Origin of the sequence: Streptomyces sp. NPDC006872, from assembly GCF_040635845.1 — a bacterium.
In the GTDB taxonomy this organism is placed as follows: domain Bacteria; phylum Actinomycetota; class Actinomycetes; order Streptomycetales; family Streptomycetaceae; genus Streptomyces.
Genome location: NZ_JBEYIL010000031.1, coordinates 45,013 through 66,515, shown reverse-complemented (window position 1 = coordinate 66,515; position 21,503 = coordinate 45,013). Strand labels below are relative to the sequence as shown.

Sequence of the window (21,503 nt, the reverse complement as noted above, 5' to 3'; positions counted from 1 at the left end):
GTCAACGTCCTCTGGGCCCTCCTACGTGACGGACGGACCTACGAACTCGTGCCACCCACCGGGCACGCGGCTTGACAGACCGCATTAGGAATCACAGTCCGGGCAGCCCCTCCGCTCACGGGGAGGGACTGCCCAGTATCCGGACGCGCCGGTCGCGCAGAGTGCCTACGCCGCGACGGAGGTGTAGTGCGCCGCGTCCCCCTCGATGGAGTAGCTCTCCTTGCCCTCGATGCCGACCGGCACGTCACCGGCCACGGTCACGCGGTGCAGACGGCGCGGCAGACCGTTGTAGTTGTCGATGGCGTAGTGCTGGGTGATGCGGTTGTCGAACAGGACGAGCTGGTTGACGGACCAGCGGTGGCGCAGGATGTTCTCCGGCCGGGTGACATACGCCTGGAGCAGGTCGAGGATCTTGCGGGACTCGGCCGGCGACAGGCCCACGATCCGCTGCGCGAAGCCGCCGATGAACAGTCCGCGCTCGCCGGTCAGCGGGTGGACGCGGACCACCGGGTGGACCGTGCGGTACTTGATCGACGTGAACCTGGCGCGCTGGGCGGCCTGCTCCTCGTCGAGCTCCTCGGCCGGCACCGCGTAGTCGTAGTCGTTCGTGTGCTCCGCCCACAGGGTGTCGGCCAGCCGGCGCAGGGACTCCGGCAGGTCGCGGTAGGCGGCGGCGGAGCTGGCGATCAGCGTCTCGCCGCCGTACGGCGGGATCGTGATGCTGCGCAGGGTGCTGGCCTGCGGCGGGTTGAGGACGAACGTGACGTCGGTGTGCCAGTGGTTGGCGGCCCGGCCGCGCTCACTGTCGACGGGCAGCACGTTCGGCGCGGAGTCGACGGACTCGACCGTCGGGTGGGCGGTGGTGAGGTCGCCGAAGTGGCGGACGAAGGCCTGCTGGCTCGCGTCGTCGAGGTTCACCTCGTCGAAGACCAGAGCCTTGTGGACGTTGAGGGCCTCGCGGATCGCGGCGACCTGCTCCTCGTCGAGGGGCTTGGCGATGTCGATGCCGGACACCCGGGCGCCGATGTTGGCGGTGACCTTCTGGATTTCGATGCTGGACACGTGCGGGTCCTTTCAGACGAGGGCGGGTGCGGGGCTGACGTGCTGGTTGGCGGGGCGCGGGAGGCCGTACCTCTCGCGCAGGGTCTGGCGCGGCCCGTACTCCGTACGGAGCAGACCGCGGGCGCGCAGGATCGGGACGACGTGGTCGACGAAGGCGTCGAGGCCGGAGGGCAGGACCGCGGGCATGATGTTGAAGCCGTCGGCGGCGCCCCGGGTGAACCAGGTCTCGATCGCGTCGGCGACCTGCTCGGGCGTGCCGGCGAAGGTGAGGTGCCCGCGTCCGCCGCCGAGCCGCCCGATGAGCTGCCGCACGGTGAGCCGCTCACGCCGGGCGAGTTCGACGATGAGCGTGTAGCGGCTCTTGGCGCCCTCGATGGCGCTCTCCGGTGGCAGATCGGAGGGGAGCGGTGAGTCCAACTCCAGTACACCGGGCTCCAGTTGGAGCAACTGCTCCAGCCGCTCGATCCCGTGGGAGTGGACGATGTGATCCTCGAGGACCTGCTCGTGCGCCCGCGCCTCCGCCTCCGTCGAGCCGATCACCGGCACGATCCCGGGCAGCACCTTGATGTGGTCGGGGTCGCGACCGGCCGCCGCCGTACGGGACTTGAGGTCGGCGTAGAAGGCCTGCGCGTCCTCGATGGTCTGCTGCGCGGTGAACACCGCCTCCGCGTACCGGGCGGCGAACGCCTTCCCGTCCTCGCTCGACCCCGCCTGCACGAGCAGCGGGTAACCCTGCGGCGAGCGCGGGACGTTGAGGGCGCCCTCGACGCTGAAGTACGTGCCCTGGTGCCGGGGCGGATGGATCTTGTCGTCGTCGCCCCAGACGCCGGACGCCTTGTCGGCGACGATCGCGTCGTCCTCCCAGCTGTCCCAGAGCTTCAGGGCCACGTCGAGGAACTCGGCGGCGCGGGCGTACCGCTCGGCGTGCGCGGGCTCGGCGTCGAGCCCGAAGTTGCGGGCGGCCTCGGCGCCGGCCGTGGTGACGATGTTCCAACCAGCCCGGCCCGCGCTGATGATGTCCAGCGAGGCGAACTTGCGGGCCAGGTTGTAGGGGGAGTTGTAGGACGTGGACGCGGTGGCGATCAGCCCGATGTGCTGAGTCGCGGTCGCCAGCGCGGTGAGCAGCGTGAGCGGCTCCAGGGCGCCGGCCGGACGCTGGGCGATGTTGCCCCAGAGCTGCGGCCCGTCGGCGAGAAACAGGGAGTCGAAGGTGCCGCGTTCGGCGATCCGGGCCAGGTGGACATAGTGATCCAGCTCCACATGAGCGAACGGATCACTCTCCGGAAGCCGCCAGGAGGCTTCATGATGACCGGTGCTCATGAGGAACGCGTTGAGGTGGAGGTGGCGGGGCATGGGCGAGGTCCTTTGCGACGAGCAGGTCTGGTGGGGGCGGACGAGCGCCGGTGCGGATCTTTCAGCCCGTCCGGCGTTTGAGGACGAGGCCCGTTCAGGGCCGAAGCGGGGGTCTGGGGGCGGCAGCCCCCAGACGCCGGCAACCGGTCACCCCACGTCCTCCGTCACACCCAGCGCCGCCAGCAACCGCTCCCGGTACTCCCCCAGCAACGGATCGCGATACGAACGCGGATGCGGCCGATCGATCGTCAGATCGAGCCCGATGCGCCCGTGATCGAGGACGAGGACCCGATCGGCGAGCACGATCGCCTCGTCCACGTCGTGGGTGACGAGCAGCACGGACGGCTTGTGCCGCTCCCACAGCTCACGCAGCAGCGCATGCATCTTGATCCGGGTGAGCGCGTCCAGCGCCCCGAACGGCTCATCGGCAAGAAGCAGCTCGGGCTCGCGGACCAGCGAGCGAGCCAGCGCCGCTCGCTGCGCCTCACCGCCGGACAGCTCGTTGGGCCACGCCCGCTCCCGGCCGCCGAGGCCCACCTCGGCGAGGGCGGCCCGTCCCTTCCGGTCGGCCTCCTTGCCGTCCAGCCCGAGCAGGACGTTGTCCAGCACCCGTCGCCAGGGCAGCAGCCGGGAGTCCTGGAAGACCACCGACACCCGCTCGGGGGCGGTGAGCTGCCCGCTGCCGACGACCTCGTGGTCGAGGTCGGCGACCGCCCGCAGCAGGGTGGACTTGCCGGACCCGCTGTGCCCGAGAAGCGCCACGAACTGGCCGGCGGGGATGTCGAGGTCGATGCCGTCGAGGACCGTGCGTCCGTCGAACGACCGGGTCAGCCCCCGCAGTTGAACGGCGGGTCGGGTCAGTTGCTCAGTGTGCGGCGCCACGACAGCACCCTCCGTTCGACGATACGGACCACGCTGTCGGAGATCAGTCCGAAGACGCCGTAGATGAGGAGTCCGACGAGGATGACGTCGGACTGGCCGTAGTTCTGGGCCTGGAACATCAGATAGCCGAGGCCGCTGGTGGCGTTGATCTGCTCCAGGACCACCAGTCCCAGCCAGGAGCCGGTCACCCCGAGCCGGAGTCCCACGAAGAATCCGGGCAGCGCGCCGGGGATCACGATCTGCCGGATGAACTGGACCTTCGACAGGCCCTGCACCTCGGCGAGTTCGACGAACCGGTGGTCGATGCCGGACAGCGCGGCATGCGTGTTGAGGTAGATCGGGATGTAGACGACGATGGCGATGATCGCGATCTTGAAGGTCTCGCCGATGCCCAGCCAGAGGATGAAGAGCGGGATCAGGCCGAGCGTCGGGATCGCCCGGTTGAGCTGCACGGTTCCGTCGATCAGCGCCTCCCCGGTCCGGCTCAGCCCGGAGGCCAGCGCGAGCGTGACCCCGGCGGTCAGACCGATCGCGAAGCCGTACCCGGCGCGTTCCAGCGAGGTGAGGATGTCGGTGGTCAGCGTTCCGTCCGTCCACAGGTGGACGCCGGTCTCCAGCACCGTCCAGGGCGCGGGGATCGCGCCGGTGTCCAGCTGCCCGGCGGCCGAGGCGACGGCCCACAGGACGATGAGCAGCAGGGGCCCGACGAGGCGGACGGCGGGCAGTCGGCGGCCGGGGGCGAGGCCGCGGCGCCGCCGGCGGCGGGGGCGGCCGGGGGTGTCGTCGTCGACGGTGACGGCGGGGGCCGTGCCCAGTGCGGTGGTGGTGGTCATGGCGGTCAACTCCGGTACTCGGCGGCTACGGACTTCGCGGCGATGCCCTCGAAGCGGTGGTCGAAGAGCGAGGAGACGTCGAACTTCTTCACGAAGCCGCCCTCCGCGAGCAGGTCCGCGGTCTCCTGCTCCCACTTGATCGCCTCGTCCCAACTCGGCGGGAACAGCGGCTTGTTGGCGAGTGCGGTGATCGCCTCGGCCTGGTCGAGGGTCAGGTTCTGGGTCTTGACGTAGAACTCCTCGTTCCAGACGTCCGGGTGCTCGTACTGCCAGACCTGGCCCTGCGCCCACTGCGGGATGTACGCGGCGACCGCGGCCGCCTTCGCCTCGTCGTTCAGCACGGAGGTCGGCGCCCACAGCAGGCTGAGCAGGTCGACGACGTCGGTGGTGACGACCCGGGCGCCCTTGGACTCGTACTGCTTGAGGTAGGCCGGGGACTGGCTGTTGGCGAGCGGGGCGATGTCCACCTGGCCGGACTGCAGGGCGGTGAGGAACTGGTTGCTGGTCAGCGGGACGAGCTTGACCTCGTCGTACTTCAGACCCGCCTGCTTCAGCGCCCGCAGCAGGACGACGCCCTGCGCCTGCCCCTGCGAGAACGCCAGCTTCTTCCCCCGGAAGTCCTCGACGGTGTGGATGTCGCTGCCGGGCTTGGTGGCGAAGAGATAGTTGGGCCTGCGGGTGATGTTGATCGCGACGATCTTCGCGTCGAACCCCTGGTAATGCGCCTGGATCGGCGGAATACCCGCGTTGTTGGCGAGGTCCAGGGACTTTGCGCGAAAGGCGTTGATGACATCCGGACCGGCGCCGATGTTGAGCCAACTGGACACCTTGAACGGCAGCGCAGGCAGATCCGCCAGCTCGAACTGCAACTGCTGGATGTTCTGGAAGGACGCGATTTTCAGGCTCGTGCCGGCGGGCACCTTGTCGGCGAGCGGAGCCGTGGAGGCGCCCTTGCCACCGGTGGCGGCACTGCTCTCGGCGCAGCCGCTGAGCCCGGCGACCCCGGCGGCGGCGCCGAGCAGAGAAGCGAGGAAGAGACGTCGGTCGACACCGGACGCACGGGAAACGGGCATGGGAGAACCCCCAGGGGAATACGACGGAAAGGTGTGCGGAATTGCGGGCGCATCATGGCCCGACAAAGAAAGCTCACGCGTGAAAGGCGGAGCAGGAAGGCGGAGCATGAAAGGCTGAGATGCAACGCAGAGGGAGAAGAGAAGGGCGCGCTCCCGGCGCGCCGGGGCGTCAGCAACAGAAGGTGCGACAGCTCATGGAACGATATTCCCGTCCTCGGGCAAGGCCTGTCAACATTCGGAGTTTCTGAATTAACTGGGAGCGGTGGGCACGGTATTGCGCCCGGCCGCCGAGGAGCCCAGCGGATCCCGGTACAGCACGTCCAGAGCCACCGCGCCGCCCGCCACGGCCAGCACGGAGTCCCCGAAACTCGCGGGCAGGACGCAGCCCGCGCGCTCCGCCCCGACCTCGGCGCGCAGTGCGGCCAGGCAGTCCTCCCGGAACAGCACGCCCACCTCGGTGACGACGACCCGCTCCGGATTGAGCACGTCCAGCAGCAGCCCGGCCGCCCGCCCCACCATCCGCGCCCGCTCCCGCAGCAGCCGGACGGCGACCGGGTCCCCGGCGTTCGCTGCAGCGAGCACATGCATCGGGTTGACCCCGTCGATGACCCCTGCCGCCTCGGCCCGCCGGCACAACGTCCGCTCGCTCAGCTCCGCCTGGAGGCAGCCGACGCGTCCGCAGTCGCAGGGCTCGCTGCCGCCGGCCAACGGCAGATGCGCGATGGCGCCCGCCTGCGAACGCGGCCCGTGGTGCACCTCGTCGTTGGTGGCGAACGCCGCGTCGACCACGTTCCCGACGAACAGCTGCAGCAGGCTCCGGCTGCCACGCGCCCGTCCGAACAGCCGCTCCGCGTTGACCAACGCCCGCGCATGCCCGTCCACATGGACCGTCAGCCCGCTGCGGGCGGCCAGCGTCTCCCGCACGGGCACCTCCCGCCAGCCCAGCAGCGGATGCTCGACGACGGTCCCCGAGTCCCGGTCCACCCAGCCGCCCACGGCGACCCCCGCCCCGAGGGCCCGGCAGCCGGGCGCCTCGCCCAGCAGCGCGCCGAGCCCGTCGGCGGCCCGTGCCAGCACCTCGGACGGTTCGAGGCTTCGGTGCCTCAACTCCCGCCGCGCCACCACCCGTCCCCGCAGATCCAGCAGCGAGACGGTCGTGTACGGCACCGCCACATGCACCCCGCCCACCACCAGCCGGGAGTCGTCCAGGTCCACGGGAACGTGCGGACGGCCCACCCCGTTGCTGCGCCGGGGCACGGCCGACTCGCGGATCAGCCCGAGCCCGGCGAGCCGGGCGCAGTGGTCGGTGACGGAGGCGGGGGACAGCCCGGTCAGCCGGGCGATGGTGGAGCGCGCGACCGGCCCGTGCTCCAGCACGGACCGCAGGATCACGCTGGCACTGGTGCGCCGCCGGTCGCTGTCGGCGACCCGGTGGGTGACGGGAGAGGTCCGGGCGGGGGGAGCCGCGGTACGGGGCATGGGAGCCATGGGGAACTTCCTCGGAAGTCGGGAGCCGGTCCGACACTGCGCCGTCCGTGGGGCGCGGCGCGCCGGGTGACCGACTCCGCCCGCCTCACACCGGAGGGCGACAGGCGGCCGCGCCGACGCGTCGCAGGTCGACATGGCGACGCGACGAGAAGTTCAGAGCCTGAGCCTGGGCAACCATGGCCGGAAGCGTAGGGCAGGAAAGGTGAATCCGACCAGACCACTAGGATTCCTTTGGTGGGAACACACAATCCTGCCGTGTTGCCGAAAGGTGAGCGAAACATCCCCACCTCAGTGATCGGCGTCACGCCGTACCGGGTGTAACCGGCATCCTTTGTCCGGAGCCGACCAAGGTCATGTTCCCCCCTTTGTCGAGCGCTGACGGTGAGCGGCCCGTGATCGCTGGGATAGCGTCGCGGTGTCCCCGACCGTCCCCACCTCGCGGAGTCCCCATGAGCACCGCCGCCGTCACCGCCGCCCGTCCCGGGCAGGTCCTCGCCGACCTGCTCCCCGCCTCCCGTGTCCGGGACATCGCGCTCGTGCTCGGCGGTGCCGCGCTGACCGGCCTCGCGGCCCAGATCGCGGTCCCGGTCCCCGGCACCCCCGTCCCGGTGACCGGCCAGACCTTCGCCGCGCTGCTCGTCGGCACGACCCTCGGCACCCGCCGAGGAGTCTCCGCGCTCGCCGTGTACGCGCTGGCCGGGCTCGCCGGCGTGCCGTGGTTCGCCGACGGCACCTCGGGCCTCGGCGTCTCCTTCGGCTACATCCTCGGCATGATCCTCGCCTCCGCCGCCGTGGGCGCGCTGGCCCGCCGTGGCGCCGACCGCTCCGTGCTGCGCACGGCGGGCGCGATGCTGCTGGGCGAGGCGATCATCTACGCCGTCGGCGTCCCGTACCTGGCCTACGCGGCGGACATCTCCGCCTCCGCCGCGATCGCGGCCGGTCTCACGCCGTTCCTGATCGGCGACGCCCTCAAGGCGATCCTGGCGATGGGCCTGCTGCCGACGGCCTGGAAGCTCGTCAAGCGCTGAGCGGCTGAGCGGCTGAGCGGCTGAGCGGCAACCTGTTGGCGATTCGCGACGGGGGCGTGGCCTGACGGATTCCGTCAGGCCACGCCCCCGTCGTCGTAGGGCTTGGCGCCGGGCTCGTCGGGCTTGTCGGGGCTCAGCCCTGCTTCTGCCGCGGTCGTCGCTGGGACCACCACAGTCCGGCCACGCCCGCCGCGAGCAGCGAGGCACCGGCCGCGCCGAGCGGCAGCAGGTCGCGTTCGACGCCGGTCTTGGGCAGTTCGTCGCCGCCGGGGGCCACGGGTGTGTTGTCGGTGCCGAGGAGCAGCGGGGTGGCGGGCGCGTTCGGCGACGGGTTCGTCGTACCGAACGGGACCGGACCCTGCTGCCAGAACGTCTTCTTCCCGTCGCTGGTCTGGACGGGCAGACAGATCTTCCCGGTCTTGCTCAGATCGAAGGTCGCGTCGACGTCGTACGACTTCGACGCCCCGGCCGCGAGATTGTCGATGGGACAGGCGAAACCGCTGTTGGATCCCTCCGGAAGATCTTTCTCCGCGATGGCGTCACACCCTTCGACGCTTTTGACCGTGAGTCCGTCGAACCCGACGACCAAAAGCCTTATCTGTCCGCTGTCCTTGGTTCCCTCGTTCTTCACCGTCGCGGTGATGGCCGTTTTATTCGAACTGTTGTCGACCGAGATCGACTCCGGTAGCAGCGTCGTCGTCTTCACGCCCGCAGGCGCCTCGTCGACCGGCTTTCCCCCCTTGCCGCTGCCGGGCCCTTGGTCGTCCGCCCCGGCCGGGAACGAAAAGATCAACACTGCCGAGAAAGATGTCACGACCAGCGATCCGGCAATGGTCGTCGCACGACGAGAACTCATGTTCGGCCCCCTTGGCTGCGCCTGAATTCGCAGTACTTGAAGAGGTACCACAAGATTTCTCCACACTATGCTGGTACGGCACTAAGTGTGACTATTGTGTTTCAGGGGCCGGGCAATGGAGGGGGTGCAGCGGATTGCCGGGAAATTCGGGAAACACAGGGAATCCGGAGGGTCCGGGGAGTCCGGGGAACGACGGGAGTCCGGGGAATTCCGGGAGCGAGGGTTTTCCCGGGATAATCGTGACGGGCCGCTATCGGCTGGTCGAGAGTATCGGTCAGGGGGGAATGGGACGGGTGTGGCGAGCCACCGACGAGGTGCTCGACCGGCAGGTCGCGGTGAAGGAGATGCGCATCGACGGCCTCGACTCGGAGGACACCCGCACCCGCCGCGAACGCACCCTGCGCGAAGCCAGGGCCACCGCCCGCATCGACCACCCCAACGTGGTGCGCGTCTACGACGTGGTGGACGAGGGCGAACGCCTCTGGATCGTCATGGAGTTGGTCGCCGGCCGCTCCCTGGAGCGCATCATGGCCGAGGAAGGTCCGCTGGGCCCGCGCGAGACCGCCCGTATCGGCCTCGGCCTGGTCATGGCGCTGCGCCAGGTGCACGCCGGGGGAGTCCTGCACCGAGACATCAAACCGGGCAACGTCCTGGTGGAGAACGCACGGAGTGCGCAGACCGCGCACGGCGTGCGGAGCGCGCACGGTGTGCCGAGCGCGCAGACCGTCGAGAACAGGGCGACCGGCGATCGACGCGTCGTCCTCACCGACTTCGGCATAGCCGCGATCCAGGACGCGAAGGCGTTGACCATGGTCGGCATGCTGGTCGGTTCCCCCGACTACATGGCCCCCGAGCGCATCTCCGGCAGTCCACAGGGCCCGCCCTCCGACATCTGGTCCCTGGGCGCGACGCTCTGCGCGGCCCTGGCCGGCCACTCCCCCTTCTCCCGGGACACGACGCTGGCCACCCTGCACGCGGTCCTCTACGAGGAGCCTCGACTCCCCGTCAATGCGGGCCCGTTGCAGGCCGTCCTGGCCGGCCTCCTGACGAAGGACCCCACAGCCCGCCCGACCCTCACCGACCTGGAATCCGCCCTCGCCCCCATCGCCTTCCCACGCGCTGCAGAGGAGGAGGAAGGGCCAGAGGAAGCTCTGCGAGAAGCTCCGGGAGGAGGCCTGGGAGGAGGCCTGGGAGAAGGGGACCGGAGGGCGGGCCCCACACCGACCGTGGGACCCACACCGACCGTGGAGCCCAGGCCGACCGCGGGGGAGCTGCCGCTGAGGGAGCTGCCGACGCGCGCGCTCCTGGACGCCACCAGGACACCGGCCCCGCCGGAACCCCCCGATCCCTCCACCGAAGCAGCATCAGAGATGCGCTCGGAGTCGGGTTCCGAACCCCCGCCCGTGACCCCGTCCCCGTACCGCTCCCCATCCCCATCCCCATCCCCGTCCCCGTCCCCGTTTCCGAGCGGGGCCGGAACCCCACCCCCTCGCTCCGGAGTCTCACTGGCCCGCTCCCAGGCGGTGACGGAACGCAGGCCTGTCCCGGGAGCGGGGGCGGAAGCGGGAGCGGGTGCGGGTGCGGGGGAGGAGACCCCAGCACCGCGCCCGGCAGTCCAGACCCGCCGAGCGGGATTGCCGCCGGGCGGCGAGCTGCCCGGTCCCGCCGTCCCGGCAGCCTCCCGGAGCGGGTGGACGGCGGGCTGGACAGGCCGGGGTCGTCGTACCGGAGCGGTCGCCGCCCTGGGCGTCGTAGCCGTAGGGACGGTCGTGGCGATCGTGCTGGCGTCGGCCCCCGGTGCGCACAACGGCGACGACCGGGCAGGCGGCGCCTCACCCAAGCCGTCAGCCGCCACCGGCACGATCTCCGAAGCAACCGCAACCGCAACCCCGTCGCCGTCACCGCCGTCACCGTCGTCGACGGTCGAGGGGACCTTCAGGCCGCCGAGTCTGCCGCCGGGCACGCACCAGGAGGCCGGCGGCTTCGCGTGGGCGACGCCCAAGGGCTGGCGGCGGGACGTGAAGACGGGCGCGGAGGTGCACTACACGTCCCCCGACGGCACCCAGGAACTCGTCGCGAAGTCCTCCCTGGCCCGCGGCGACCTGATCGACACCTGGCGGACCTCCGAGCGGAACGCCCATCAGGGCCAGGACTACCGCAAGATCCGCTTGGAGGAGACGACGTTCCGAGGCCGCCCGGCGGTCGTCTGGGAGTACACCTTCACCCTCCAGGGCACCCCCTGGCACGCCCGTCTCCTGGGCTTCGACGAGGACGGCAAGTCGTTCCAGATCAACACCTGGTATCAGCCCGAGACGGAGACGGCGGCCATGGAGACGTACGAGAGGGTGAAGGACAGCTTCAAGGTGATGTGAGAGACGACGAAAGAACAGAGGGAAGAAGGGAAAGGGGCCCGCTGAAGCGGACCCCTTCCCCACATGTCTCGAAGTGGCGCTAGCTCACTTTGTCCTTGCCCTTGGCCTTGAGCCTGCCCTGCTTCACGAAGGCCACGGCGACCACGACCGCCGCGACGAGCAGCGACAGCAGCACGGTCGTCCGCCCGCTGCTCTCACCCTCGGTGTCGGTCAGCATGTAGCCGAGCACGAAGACGATCAGGGCGGCCGTCGCCCAGGTCAGGTACGGGTACAGCCACATCTTCACGACCAGCTTCTCGGGCGCCTCGGCCTGGATGATCTTCCGCATCCGCAGCTGCGAGAAGCAGATCACGAGCCAGACGAACAGGGCCACGGCCCCGCTGGAGTTCACGAGGAAGAGGAAGACGGAGTCCGGGAACCTGTAGTTGAAGAAGACGGCGACGAATCCGAACACGACGGAGACGACGATGGCGGCGAGCGGAACGCCCCGCCCGGTCGTCCGGGCGAAGACCTTGGGCGCGTCGCCGCGCTCGCCGAGGGAGAAGGCCATGCGGGAGGCCGTGTAGAGCCCGGAGTTGAGACAGGACAGCACGGACGTCAGCACGATGAAGTTCATGATCTGACCGGCGTGTGCGATGCCGAGGGAGTCGAGGGCGGCGACGTAGGAGCCCTGTTCCTTGATGGACGCGTCGTCCCAGGGCAGCAGCGTCACGACGACGAAGATCGACCCGAGGTAGAAGACGCCGATCCGCCAGATGATGCTGTTCGTGGACTTGGTGACGGCCCGCTGCGGGTCCTCGGACTCGCCGGCCGCCAGGGTCGCGATCTCGCTGCCCATGAAGGAGAAGACGACGAGCAGCACGCCGGTGAGGATGGCGCCGGGCCCGTTGGGCAGGAAGCCGCCGTGTCCGGTGAGGTTGTCCAGCCCGGCCTTGTCGCTGTCGACCCCGGGCAGCACACCGAAGACGGCGAGCCCGCCGATGACGATGAACGCGCCGATCGCCACGACCTTGATCCCGGCGAACCAGAACTCGAACTCACCGTAGGAGCCGACGGACACGAGATTCGTGGCGGTGAGCACGACCATCACGATGAGCGCCCACCCCCACTGGGGAACGGCGGGAATCCATCCTTCGAGGATCTTGGCGCCGGCGGTGGCCTCGACCGCCAGCACGACGACCCAGAAGAACCAGTACAGCCAGCCGATGGAGAACCCGGCCCAGCGCCCGAGCGCCCGGTCGGCGTGGGCGGAGAACGAGCCGGAGGTCGGGTTGGCCGCGGACATCTCGCCGAGCATCCGCATCACCAGCACCACGAGCGTGCCGACGAGAGCGTACGAGAGCAGGATGCCGGGCCCGGCGGTGGCGATACCGGAGCTGGATCCGACGAACAGTCCGGCACCGATGACGCCGCCGATGGCGATCATCGACAGATGCCGGTTCTTGAGCCCTGCGTGAAGCCCGGAACCGGATTCTCCGGGTTCTCCGGGGCCTCCGGGGCCGCGGTCGGCCTTGGCGAGGGTCGGCTGCGAAGTCATGGGATGGCTTTCCTTTGCGCCGCGTGAGGGGGGAATCAGGTGGATCGATACGTGTCGACACGTGGGGGGCGTACGAGCCGGTCCAGTGAATCCGAGGTGAATGAATTCAGGAACCTTTGATTCCAGATCGTTACTTGAGGTTTTCCTGAGCTTCTGTGGGATTGCCTACAGTTTTCGGACGCAGCACCCGGCGCTGCCACCCCGCAACACCCGTGTCACACTCATCCCATGCGCGTGTATCTCGGCTCGGACCATGCCGGCTTCGAACTCAAGAACCACCTCGTCGAATGGCTCAAGGCGGCGGGTCACGACCCGGTCGACTGCGGACCCCACATCTACGACGCCCAGGACGACTACCCCCCGTTCTGCCTCCGCGCCGCTGAGCGCACCGCCGCCGACCCCGACTCGCTCGGCATCGTGATCGGTGGCTCGGGCAACGGCGAGCAGATCGCGGCGAACAAGGTGAAGGGCGTCCGTGCGGCCCTGGCCTGGAGCGAGGAGACGGCGTCGCTGGGCCGCCAGCACAACAACGCCAACGTCGTAGCGGTCGGCGCCCGCATGCACACCCAGGACGAGGCGACGAAGTTCGTCGAGACCTTCCTGGCCACCCCGTTCTCCGAGGACGCCCGCCACATCCGCCGAATCGAAATGCTGACCACCTACGAAACCACAGGCACCCTCCCGCAAATCCCGCCCCACCACCCCCAGCAGTAGCCTCCGGCCGGGGTGCGGGGAGGCAGCGCCACCCGGATGCAAGGCGGAAGCGCCACGCCGGGGTGGAGGGCCGAAGGGCTAGCCGGGGTGCAGGGGCGGAGCAGCACCAGCCGGGGTGCAGGGGGCGGAGCCCCCGCAGGGGTCTGGGGCGGAGCCCCAGACCAGCTTCCCCTTCCAGCCCACCGAGTCGGGTGGGTGGGTGGGCGAGGGTTTTGGGGCGCGCCTGCAGGGGCTCGCGCGCCCGCAGGGGGTCCGGGGCGGAGCCCCGGAGGAGGCTCACCTCTCGGCCGACCGAGTCGGGTGGGTGGGTGGGCGATACGGGTTCGGGGCGGAGCCCCGGGCGAGGGTGACCTCTCGGCCGACCGAGTCGGGCGGGTGGGCGGGAAGACAAGGGAGACCCCGGTGCCGGAAGGGCACACGATTCACCGACTGGCGCAGGACTACGCCCACTTCACCCACCAGCCAACCCAACTGACCAGCCCCCAGGGCAAGTTCACCGCCGCAGCAGCACTCCTCACCGACACCCCCCTCACCCACACCGAGGCCCACGGCAAACACCTCTTCCTCGGCTTCGCCGACGCCCGCTGGATCCACATCCACCTCGGCCTCTTCGGCAAGGTCAACTTCGGCCCGACCCCCGCGCCCCCGCCCACGGACACGGTCCGGCTCCGCCTCACCGGCCCCACCTCCTACGTGGATCTCCGGGGCCCCACCACCTGCGCCCTGATCACGGACGAGGAGAAGCAGGCCATACACGCCCGCCTCGGCCCGGACCCCCTCCGCGCCGACGCCGACCCGCACAGCGCCTACACCCGCATCTCCCGCAGCCGTACGACGATCGCCGCCCTCCTCATGGACCAGAAGATCATCGCCGGCGTCGGCAACGTCTACCGCGCCGAAGTCCTCTTCCGGCACGGCATCGACCCCTACCGCACGGGCAGGACCCTCGCCCCCGCCGAGTGGGACGCGATCTGGACCGACCTCGTCGACCTCATGCGCGAGGGCGTCCGCAACAACCGCATCGACACGGTCCGCCCGCAGCACACCCCGGAGGCGATGGGCCGCCCGCCCCGCGTGGACGACCACGGCGGCGAGGTGTACGTCTACCGCCGTGCGAACCAGCCCTGCCACCTCTGCGGCGAAGCGATCCGCACGGCAGACCTCGCGGCCCGCAACCTCTTCTGGTGCCCCACCTGCCAGAAAAACTGAGTCCGGCCCGCTAGAACCCGTGCGGCAGCCAAGGCGCGGCGACCGCCCCGAACCCCACCGCCGCCTCCGCCAACGCCCCCTGCCTGAGCTCCCGCACCCGCCCGGCCGCACCGAGCGCCCCCAGGCTCACCCCGCCGAGGTACGCCGCCCCCAACTCCCGTACCGACAGAGCGAGATCGGCGGCGTCGGACGTACGCCCGCACACCGCCCCCTTGGCGTCGCCGGACAGCCGCCAACGCCCCGAGTTCCAGGGGCAGAAGGCGTCCTCGACGTCCAACACCACATCCACCGGCGTCTGATACGTCCGCGCCTCCAGCGCCGCGCCGACGTCCACCAGCCGCACGTACAGCGAGTCCCGCACCCGCAGCTCGCACCGTCGGATGTCGGAGACGAGATGCTGCCACGCCTCGTCCATCGGCCGCCCCCGCACCTTCAGCGTGGTCGTGAGGTCGATCCCGAACAGGAACCGCCACAGCGCCGCCTCGGACATGTGATCGAGCCCCGTCAGGTCCTGGAGCAGCACCTGCCCGTTGTGCCCGCGGTCCGTCCATTCGGGCCGCACCCGGAAACGGGCGTACCCGACGACCTCCCCGTCCCGCTCGGCGAGCACGCACTGCAGCGGAGACGCCCCGTTCCGCCCGCTCTCCGGATCGAGCAGCGCCAGCCGCTCCCACCCGGGCCGCCGGGCGAGCATCCCGGCCCGCTCGGGCACGGTCCGCGCGTACACCGCCTCGCACACGTCGAGTGTCGCGGCGGGGTCGACGTACCGCAGCCGTACGTCGTCCGTGCCGGCCGGGACGGACAGCCGTACTCGGCTGGTGTCGATCTCGGCGTGCAGCCCGAAGGTCGCCGCGGCGTACCCGAACCGTCCGTAGATGTCCGGCTCGGAGGCGGTGAGGGCGGCGAGGGGCTCGCCCCACGCCCGTACGTCGTCCAGCTGTCGCCGCATCATCGAGGTCAGCACCCCGCGCCGCCGGTGCGTCGCCCGCACGCTGACCATCGTCACGCCCGCCGTGGGCACCGAGGCGCCGCCGGGCACCGTCAGCCGGAAGTCGAAGGCCCCCGCGGTTCCCACACAGCCGCCGTTCCCGCTGCCTCCGTCGTCCTCCTCCCACACCCCCATGGAGCGTGGGAACGGGGTGAGCGCCCTCCACAGCTCCCGTTCCTCGGTCGTCTCGGGCACCCCGCCGAAGGCGCGGACCAGGGTGTCGTACCACTCGTCCCATTCGTCCGGTCGCAGCACCCGCGGACCGGTCGCCGACCGGGTCGCACCGTCCCTCGCCTCACTCGTCATGGGTCCATGCCTAGCAGTCCAATGCGGGACGAGCCAGGGAATTTCTCCCTCTTCGCGGCGCGAGCGCTTTCCGTGAAGTTCACTGTGAAGTTGGGCCTCGGACGGGGGACAAGTGGGACCTCCCGTGCCAAGCGGCGGGTTCGATGGATAGGGTCCCGAACTAATGGCAGCAGGACGACAGCGGCGCGCGGAAGCCGAGACGTTCACGGCCCGGTTGAAGCACTTGTTGCACCGGGTCCGCACCGGCGTGCGCAGAAGCGCCGTGGACTACTTCCGCGGCGACGGCTCGGACTGGATCGCGCTGGCCTTCCTCCTGCTCACCGTTCCGCTGATCGCCGTCACCACGCTCGCCAACTCCGTGTGGTGTTCACCGGCCGCCCTGGTCCTGCCGATCGTCGCGGGCGGCCTGCTGCTGCGCCCGTCGAGCCTGCTCGGTCTGTACGCGGCGGCGGCCACGGCCCTCATCGTGGAGTCGGTGCAGCTGGGGCCGTACACGGAGGGCCCGTCCAGAGTCACCCCGGGGGTGGTCCTGGTCGTCGCCGCATGCGGTTTCTTCGGCCTCCTCATCGCCCAGTTCCGCAGCCGGGTCGGCGTGCCCTGGCGGCGCGGCGGCACCATGCTCTTCGACCTGCGCGAGCGCATCCGGGTGCAGAGCAAGCTGCCGAGCCTGCCGACGGGCTGGCACCGCGAGATGGCGCTCAGGCCGGCCGGCGGCCAGTCGTTCTCCGGCGACTTCGTCGTCGCGGCCCGGACGAACGGCGGCCGCACCATGGAGGTCGTCCTCACGGACGTCTCCGGCAAGGGCATGGACGCGGGCTCCCGGGCCCTCCTGCTCTCGGGCGCCTTCGGCGGCCTGCTCGGCTCCCTGCCCCCGCACGCCTTCCTCCCGGCGGCAAACGGTTACCTCCTCCGCCAGGACTGGGACGAGGGCTTCGCGACCTCCATCCACCTGGTCCTCGACCTCGACTCCGGCGACTACGAGCTGTACTCCGCCGGTCATCCGCCGGGCCTCCAGCTGAGCGCGGGCAGCGGCCGCTGGGAGGAGAAGGCCGCCGAGGGCCCCCTCCTCGGCGTGTACGACGGCGCCCAGTTCGACCCGGTGAAGGGCTCGCTGCGCCCCGGCGACGTGCTGATGCTGTTCACCGACGGCCTGGTGGAGACCTCCGACCGGGACATCGTCGAGGGCATCGACCGCCTCACCGGCGAGGCGGACCGCTATGTGGCCGGCGGCTTCCAGGGCGCCGCCTGGCACCTGATCGAGGCGGTGGCGAAGGACGTCAACGACGACCGGGCCCTGCTGCTGGTCTGCCGAGAGGGCCCGACGTCCCAAGCGGTGTCGCTGTCCTGAGCCCTGCTGAGCTCTCCCGAGGGGGACCCGTGCTGCTCACCCTGTCCGAGATCGAGGCCCTCGCCCGCGCCGCCCACGAGGGACAGACCGACAAGGCGGGCCGGCCCTACGCCGAGCACCTCCAGGCGGTCGCCGAGGGCGTATGCGCGCGTGGCGGCGACGCCGACCAGATCGCGGCCGCCTGGCTGCACGACGCCGTCGAGGACGACGCCCTGTCCGAGACCTGGCTGGACGAAGCCCCGCTGAGCGACCGCACGAAGGCGATCGTCCTGGCGGTCACCAAGCGGCCGGGGGAGCCCCCGGAGGCGTACGCGGGGCGCATCCTGGCCACGCCGGGCGCCCTGCTGGTGAAGCAGGCGGATCTGGCCCACAACGCGGACCCGGCCCGGCTGGCGGCCCTGGACGCGCCGACCCGGACCCGTCTGACCGAGAAGTACGCACGAATGCACAGCCTTCTCGGCCTGACGCCTCACCCGGGGTGAAGCGCTAGGCGCGGACCTTGCCGCCCTCGACACGCCGGTTCTCGCGCTGGGTCTCCCGCTCCCGGGCGAGTTCGGCGGCGTCCCGCTTGAAGGCCCACTCCATCTTCGGCTCGATCGCGAACCGGAAGACCCGTCGCACGGGCGGGGTGCACAGCAGCGTGACGGCCACGGCCACGGCGATGCTGACGGCGATCTCGCCGAGCGGCCGGTGCAGCGAGGGGTGGTCGAACCAGCCGCGGTAGTCGGCGGTCTTTATCAGGAAGCCGTGCAGCAGATAGCCGTACAGCGTGCCGGCGCCGAGCGCCGTGAACCACATCGTGCGGCCCGGCACCCAGGAGAAGAAGCAGGCTGTCAGCAGCAGCGAACTGCCGAACAGTGCGAGCTGCATGACGGGTCCGGTCCACCAGGGTGCGCCCAACTCCTGTGCGGCGTCGCGGTGGTAGAGCCACGAGGCGTTCATCCGCGGCACCGCCCAGTAGGCGAAGGTCAGCGCGAGGGCGAACACCGGCACGGCCGCGATCCGCACCGAGCGGCGGCGCACCAGCCGGAAGTGCTCGGGCCCGAGGGACAGACCGAGGACGAAGTAGGGCAGGAACTGCAGGACCCGCTGGAGGTCCAGGTCGTCGCCCATGCCGGGGGTGAGGGCGGCCAGCATGGCGACACCGAGCGCGAGCGGCAGCGGATGGCGGACGAGCTTCCAGACGGGGGTGGTGAGCCGCCAGATGAACAGCGCGCACAGGAACCAGGTCAGGTACCAGGGGTCGAGGAGGCTGATCTCCTGGGCGGGGTTGTGGTCGACGACCCGCCGGAAGATCGGATACGCGGTCTCGAAGACGACGTACGGGACGGCGACGCCCGTGATCAGGCGCTTGAGCCGGCGGGGACTCCCGTCGAAGCTGCGGGAGAAGAAGCCGGAGACGACGATGAACGCCGGCATGTGGAAGGTGTAGACGAACATGTACGCGGCCTGCAGCACCCGGCTGCCGCCCTTGAGCGGCTCCCAGGAGTGACCCACGGCGACCAGCACGATCGCCAGGTACTTGGCGTTGTCGAAGAACGCGTCCCGCCTCGCGGAGGGTCGCGGGGACGGCGAGCGCGAGCGCGAACTCGGAACGAGAGACGAAGCGGCGTGGAACATTCGAGGCACCCTAGCGTCGAGTGCGCGCATTCGTAAAACGCCCCAGGTCATTCCTCGTTATTGCCCTTCGTGCGCAAAGCCGGAACGCATGCCCGCACCGCAAAGCACTGCCTCACGATCACCTCACACCACCCAAGATGTCACGATTCATCCACACTAAAAGGTGCATAACGCCGGTTGTGTGCCTGTAGTTGGCGTGCCTGCGGCCGTAATTCGAATTAGCTGTACAGGCGTTGTGTGGACATGGAAACGAACTCCCTCAATTCCCTGTGCCGGTGCGCGATCCCATTGCCGTACGGCACTCGCGGAGGCGGAAGGCCCGCGCGATGATGCGTCACGGGCAGCATAGGGAGGCCGTGTTGGTGGCACGATGGAGTCGGGAGTGCGGACCAATCGAGGGTGTGTGATCAGTTGTGGCCATTTCACTGTCAGTGGTGCTGCTGTTGGCGATCATCCTGGTCGTACTGATCAGAGGAGGGTCGATCAAGGCGGGCCCGGCCATAGTCGCGATCCTGTTCGGCTTCTTCCTCGCCTCGACCGGCATGGCCCCGTCGATCAACCGCTTCCTCGACTCCCTCGCCGAATCGATCAACTCGATCAGCTTCTGAGGCCGGCCCTCGTCGACTCCGGCCACGCACCCGAACGCGAACACGACGAGGGCCGGGTCGGAGAAGTGAATCTCCGACCCGGCCCGGGTCGTGTCAGAGCGGGCGACGGGAATCGAACCCGCGTAGCTAGTTTGGAAGACTAGTGCTCTACCATTGAGCTACGCCCGCACAGTGCGCGCCGCAGGTCGGTGGACCGCGGCACTGCCAGCATCGTAGCGGGTCGGAACCGTGTGTCGCACACCCCGTTTCCCGTCCCCGCCGCGGCTCGCCCGCGGACTCGGCAAAAGCGACGGTCAGGCGGTCTGCGGGCATGTACCCTACGTCTCGCACCAGACGGGGTGTGGCGCAGCTTGGTAGCGCGTCCGCTTTGGGAGCGGAAGGCCGTGGGTTCAAATCCCGCCACCCCGACCACCGACCGGCAATCGACCGACCGGCGACCGGCCACCTGTGCGGTCACCTCGCTTGATCGCCTTTGGGGCGTGTCCTCGCTGCCGTTACTATGCAAGCTGCACGCCCGTATGTCTCATCTCTCTTGAAGTCCTCCGGGCGGCGAATCCGCGGGAGCCGGTCTGGCTCCTGCAGAACCCAAGAAGTCAGCCCCCAAGGAGACCGAACCGTGAAGAGCGCCGTGGAGACCCTGAACCCGACTCGGGTTCGGCTCAGCATCGAGGTGCCCTTCGAGGAGCTCAAGGACAGCCTCGACGCGGCGTACAAGAAGATCAACCAGCAGGTCACGGTGAAGGGTTTCCGCAAGGGCAAGATCCCCGCCCGGGTCATCGACCAGCGCTTCGGCCGCGGTGCCGTGCTGGAGGAGGCCGTCAACGCCGCGCTGCCGAAGTTCTACACCGAGGCCGTCAACGAGGCCTCGATCGACGTTCTCGGCCAGCCCGAGGTCGACATCACGGAGCTGAAGGACGGCGAGACGCTGAACTTCACCGCCGAGGTCGACGTCCGTCCCGCCCTTGAGCTCCCCGAGGACTTCTCCTCCATCGAGGTCGAGGTCGACGCCGTCGAGGTGTCGGACGAGGACATCGACAAGTCGGTCGAGCAGCTCCGCGAGCGCTTCGCCTCGACCTCCCCGGTCGAGCGGGCCGCCGAGGACGGCGACGTCGTGACCGTGGACCTGGAGGCCAAGGTCGACGGAGAGATCCTGGAGGACGGCGTCGCGAGCGGCGTCTCCTACACGATCGGCTCCGGCGAGCTGCTGGACGGCATCGACGACGCCGTGAAGGGCCTGGAGGCCGGTGGCGAGGCCACCTTCACCTCCGAGCTCAAGGGCGGCTCCGCGGCCGGCAAGGAGGCCGAGGTCACCGTCAAGGTCACCCAGGTCGCCGCCCGTGAGCTCCCCGAGCTGGACGACGAGTTCGCGCAGCTCGCCTCCGAGTTCGACACCCTCGACGAGCTCAAGGCGGACAGCCGCAAGCGCCTCGAGAACATGAAGCAGTACGACCAGGCCACGCAGGCCCAGGAGCGCGTCCTGGAGAAGCTGCTGGAGCTCGTCGAGGTGCCCGTCCCCGAGAAGCTGCTCGAGGACGAGATCAACACCCGCAAGCACAACCTGGAGCACCACCAGCTCGGCCAGATGGGCCTGGACCTCGACAAGTACCTGGAGATCCAGGGCAAGACCGCCGAGGAGTTCGAGACCGAGACCCGTGAGGCCGCGGTCAAGGGCATCAAGACCCAGTTCGTGCTCGACGAGCTCGTCAAGCGCGAGAAGCTGAACGTCAACCAGGAGGAGCTCACCGAGCACCTCATGCGCCGTGCCGCTTCCTCCGGCATGTCGCCCGACCAGTTCGCCCAGGCGGTCGTCGAAGGCGGCCAGGTTCCGCTCCTGGTCGGCGAGGTCGCCCGCGGCAAGGCGCTGGCCACGGTCGTCGAGTCCGCCACGGTGAAGGACACCAACGGCGAGGTCGTCGACCTGGACGACGAGGACGAGGTCGAGGCCGCCACCGAGACGGTCGAGGCCGTCGAGGGCGCTGCCGACGCCGCGTCCGAGTCCGAGTCCGAGTCCGAGGAGAAGCCCGAGGCCTGAGCCTCGAGTCACCTCTGAATTGTTCTGATGTGCGTACGACGGGCCCCGCGGACTTCCTGTCCCGGGGCCCGTCGGCGTACCTGGGGCCCGTGCCGGGCCTGCACGGGTCCGCGCGGGGGCTGCCTGAGGGTTGCCCGAGGGCTGCCCGGCGGCGCGTGGGCGGCGACGATCCGCGGCCCCGCCGCCGACGGCAC

General features: G+C 69.9%; 18 protein-coding genes and 2 tRNA genes. 9 read left to right on the top strand and 11 right to left on the bottom strand.

What is annotated here, in order from left to right; genetic code table 11:
* Positions 1 to 165: 165 nt before the first annotated feature.
* From ABZ725_RS49420 to ABZ725_RS49395, 6 genes are all read right to left on the bottom strand, one after another.
* On the bottom strand, positions 166 to 1,062 hold the full coding sequence (locus tag ABZ725_RS49420) for a TauD/TfdA family dioxygenase (protein WP_358808933.1): 897 nt from the start codon (positions 1,060 to 1,062) through the stop codon (positions 166 to 168).
* Positions 1,063 to 1,074: 12 nt separating this feature from the next.
* Positions 1,075 to 2,415 (bottom strand): LLM class flavin-dependent oxidoreductase, encoded by a 1,341-nt coding sequence (locus ABZ725_RS49415; RefSeq protein ID WP_358808932.1) that lies wholly within the window; start codon positions 2,413 to 2,415, stop codon positions 1,075 to 1,077.
* A 147-nt stretch (positions 2,416 to 2,562) separates the two neighbouring features.
* Positions 2,563 to 3,297: an ABC transporter ATP-binding protein gene (locus ABZ725_RS49410; RefSeq protein WP_351920973.1), complete on the bottom strand. Its 735-nt coding sequence runs from the start codon at positions 3,295 to 3,297 to the stop codon at positions 2,563 to 2,565.
* Positions 3,273 to 4,139 (bottom strand): ABC transporter permease, encoded by an 867-nt coding sequence (locus ABZ725_RS49405; protein WP_358808931.1) that lies wholly within the window; start codon positions 4,137 to 4,139, stop codon positions 3,273 to 3,275. Before ABZ725_RS49405 ends, ABZ725_RS49410 begins: the two co-directional genes overlap by 25 nt.
* Positions 4,136 to 5,203, bottom strand: coding sequence for an ABC transporter substrate-binding protein (locus tag ABZ725_RS49400; RefSeq protein ID WP_358808930.1), 1,068 nt, complete (start codon positions 5,201 to 5,203; stop codon positions 4,136 to 4,138). The genes ABZ725_RS49405 and ABZ725_RS49400 overlap by 4 nt, the downstream gene beginning before the upstream one ends.
* Before the next feature lie 249 nt (positions 5,204 to 5,452).
* Positions 5,453 to 6,682 (bottom strand): ROK family transcriptional regulator, encoded by a 1,230-nt coding sequence (locus ABZ725_RS49395; protein WP_358808935.1) that lies wholly within the window; start codon positions 6,680 to 6,682, stop codon positions 5,453 to 5,455.
* Positions 6,683 to 7,140: 458 nt separating this feature from the next.
* On the opposite strand from ABZ725_RS49395, the gene ABZ725_RS49390 reads away from it, so the two are divergent.
* A complete protein-coding gene (locus ABZ725_RS49390; RefSeq protein WP_358808929.1) occupies positions 7,141 to 7,719 on the top strand; it encodes a biotin transporter BioY in 579 nt (192 codons plus the stop codon).
* A gap of 133 nt (positions 7,720 to 7,852) precedes the next feature.
* On the opposite strand, the gene ABZ725_RS49385 is transcribed toward ABZ725_RS49390, so the two are convergent.
* The gene (locus ABZ725_RS49385; protein WP_358808928.1) at positions 7,853 to 8,575 is read right to left on the bottom strand and encodes an LPXTG cell wall anchor domain-containing protein; all 723 of its coding nucleotides are present in this window, start codon (positions 8,573 to 8,575) and stop codon (positions 7,853 to 7,855) included.
* A 239-nt stretch (positions 8,576 to 8,814) separates the two neighbouring features.
* Between ABZ725_RS49385 and ABZ725_RS49380 the strand changes: the two genes are divergently transcribed.
* Positions 8,815 to 10,947 (top strand): serine/threonine-protein kinase, encoded by a 2,133-nt coding sequence (locus tag ABZ725_RS49380; protein WP_358808927.1) that lies wholly within the window; start codon positions 8,815 to 8,817, stop codon positions 10,945 to 10,947.
* A gap of 79 nt (positions 10,948 to 11,026) precedes the next feature.
* Here ABZ725_RS49380 and ABZ725_RS49375 read toward each other — a convergent pair whose 3' ends face one another.
* On the bottom strand, positions 11,027 to 12,484 hold the full coding sequence (locus ABZ725_RS49375) for an amino acid permease (protein ID WP_358808926.1): 1,458 nt from the start codon (positions 12,482 to 12,484) through the stop codon (positions 11,027 to 11,029).
* Between the two features lie 228 nt (positions 12,485 to 12,712).
* Here ABZ725_RS49375 and ABZ725_RS49370 point away from each other — a divergent pair, with 228 nt between their 5' ends.
* Entirely contained in the window at positions 12,713 to 13,198 is a 486-nt protein-coding gene (locus tag ABZ725_RS49370; protein WP_358808925.1) for a ribose-5-phosphate isomerase, read from the top strand.
* A gap of 402 nt (positions 13,199 to 13,600) precedes the next feature.
* Complete coding sequence (locus ABZ725_RS49365; RefSeq protein ID WP_358808924.1) at positions 13,601 to 14,407, top strand: DNA-formamidopyrimidine glycosylase family protein; 807 nt, start codon at positions 13,601 to 13,603, stop codon at positions 14,405 to 14,407.
* A gap of 10 nt (positions 14,408 to 14,417) precedes the next feature.
* Here ABZ725_RS49365 and ABZ725_RS49360 read toward each other — a convergent pair whose 3' ends face one another.
* Positions 14,418 to 15,701 carry a GNAT family N-acetyltransferase gene (locus ABZ725_RS49360; RefSeq protein ID WP_358808923.1) on the bottom strand — a complete coding sequence of 428 codons (1,284 nt, stop codon included), beginning with the start codon at positions 15,699 to 15,701 and terminating at the stop codon, positions 14,418 to 14,420.
* Positions 15,702 to 15,864: 163 nt separating this feature from the next.
* Here ABZ725_RS49360 and ABZ725_RS49355 point away from each other — a divergent pair, with 163 nt between their 5' ends.
* Together ABZ725_RS49355 and ABZ725_RS49350 are read left to right on the top strand one after the other, a co-directional pair.
* Positions 15,865 to 17,049, top strand: coding sequence for a PP2C family protein-serine/threonine phosphatase (locus ABZ725_RS49355; protein WP_358808922.1), 1,185 nt, complete (start codon positions 15,865 to 15,867; stop codon positions 17,047 to 17,049).
* Between the two features lie 32 nt (positions 17,050 to 17,081).
* Entirely contained in the window at positions 17,082 to 17,531 is a 450-nt protein-coding gene (locus ABZ725_RS49350) for an HD domain-containing protein (RefSeq protein ID WP_358808934.1), read from the top strand.
* Positions 17,532 to 17,535: 4 nt separating this feature from the next.
* Here ABZ725_RS49350 and ABZ725_RS49345 read toward each other — a convergent pair whose 3' ends face one another.
* Positions 17,536 to 18,669, bottom strand: coding sequence for an acyltransferase family protein (locus ABZ725_RS49345; RefSeq protein WP_358808921.1), 1,134 nt, complete (start codon positions 18,667 to 18,669; stop codon positions 17,536 to 17,538).
* A gap of 413 nt (positions 18,670 to 19,082) precedes the next feature.
* On the opposite strand from ABZ725_RS49345, the gene ABZ725_RS49340 reads away from it, so the two are divergent.
* Positions 19,083 to 19,277 (top strand): hypothetical protein, encoded by a 195-nt coding sequence (locus ABZ725_RS49340; protein WP_351916893.1) that lies wholly within the window; start codon positions 19,083 to 19,085, stop codon positions 19,275 to 19,277.
* Positions 19,278 to 19,374: 97 nt separating this feature from the next.
* On the opposite strand, the gene ABZ725_RS49335 is transcribed toward ABZ725_RS49340, so the two are convergent.
* Positions 19,375 to 19,445 (bottom strand) — tRNA-Gly (locus ABZ725_RS49335).
* Positions 19,446 to 19,611: 166 nt separating this feature from the next.
* On the opposite strand from ABZ725_RS49335, the gene ABZ725_RS49330 reads away from it, so the two are divergent.
* A tRNA-Pro gene (locus tag ABZ725_RS49330) sits at positions 19,612 to 19,688 on the top strand.
* 205 nt (positions 19,689 to 19,893) lie between these two features.
* Positions 19,894 to 21,309 carry a trigger factor gene (tig, locus tag ABZ725_RS49325; RefSeq protein ID WP_358808920.1) on the top strand — a complete coding sequence of 472 codons (1,416 nt, stop codon included), beginning with the start codon at positions 19,894 to 19,896 and terminating at the stop codon, positions 21,307 to 21,309.
* Positions 21,310 to 21,503: the final 194 nt, after the last annotated feature.

Bases quoted from the DNA above. Each gene is read 5' to 3' on its own strand.
- ABZ725_RS49355 (WP_358808922.1), top strand. From the start codon at position 15,865: ATGGCAGCAGGACGACAGCGGCGCGCGGAAGCCGAGACGTTCACGGCC.
- ABZ725_RS49390 (WP_358808929.1), top strand. From the start codon at position 7,141: ATGAGCACCGCCGCCGTCACCGCCGCCCGTCCCGGGCAGGTCCTCGCC.
- ABZ725_RS49345 (WP_358808921.1), bottom strand. From the start codon at position 18,669: ATGTTCCACGCCGCTTCGTCTCTCGTTCCGAGTTCGCGCTCGCGCTCG.
- ABZ725_RS49370 (WP_358808925.1), top strand. From the start codon at position 12,713: ATGCGCGTGTATCTCGGCTCGGACCATGCCGGCTTCGAACTCAAGAAC.
- ABZ725_RS49395 (WP_358808935.1), bottom strand. From the start codon at position 6,682: ATGCCCCGTACCGCGGCTCCCCCCGCCCGGACCTCTCCCGTCACCCAC.
- ABZ725_RS49375 (WP_358808926.1), bottom strand. From the start codon at position 12,484: ATGACTTCGCAGCCGACCCTCGCCAAGGCCGACCGCGGCCCCGGAGGC.
- ABZ725_RS49360 (WP_358808923.1), bottom strand. From the start codon at position 15,701: ATGACGAGTGAGGCGAGGGACGGTGCGACCCGGTCGGCGACCGGTCCG.
- ABZ725_RS49385 (WP_358808928.1), bottom strand. From the start codon at position 8,575: ATGAGTTCTCGTCGTGCGACGACCATTGCCGGATCGCTGGTCGTGACA.
- ABZ725_RS49415 (WP_358808932.1), bottom strand. From the start codon at position 2,415: ATGCCCCGCCACCTCCACCTCAACGCGTTCCTCATGAGCACCGGTCAT.
- ABZ725_RS49400 (WP_358808930.1), bottom strand. From the start codon at position 5,203: ATGCCCGTTTCCCGTGCGTCCGGTGTCGACCGACGTCTCTTCCTCGCT.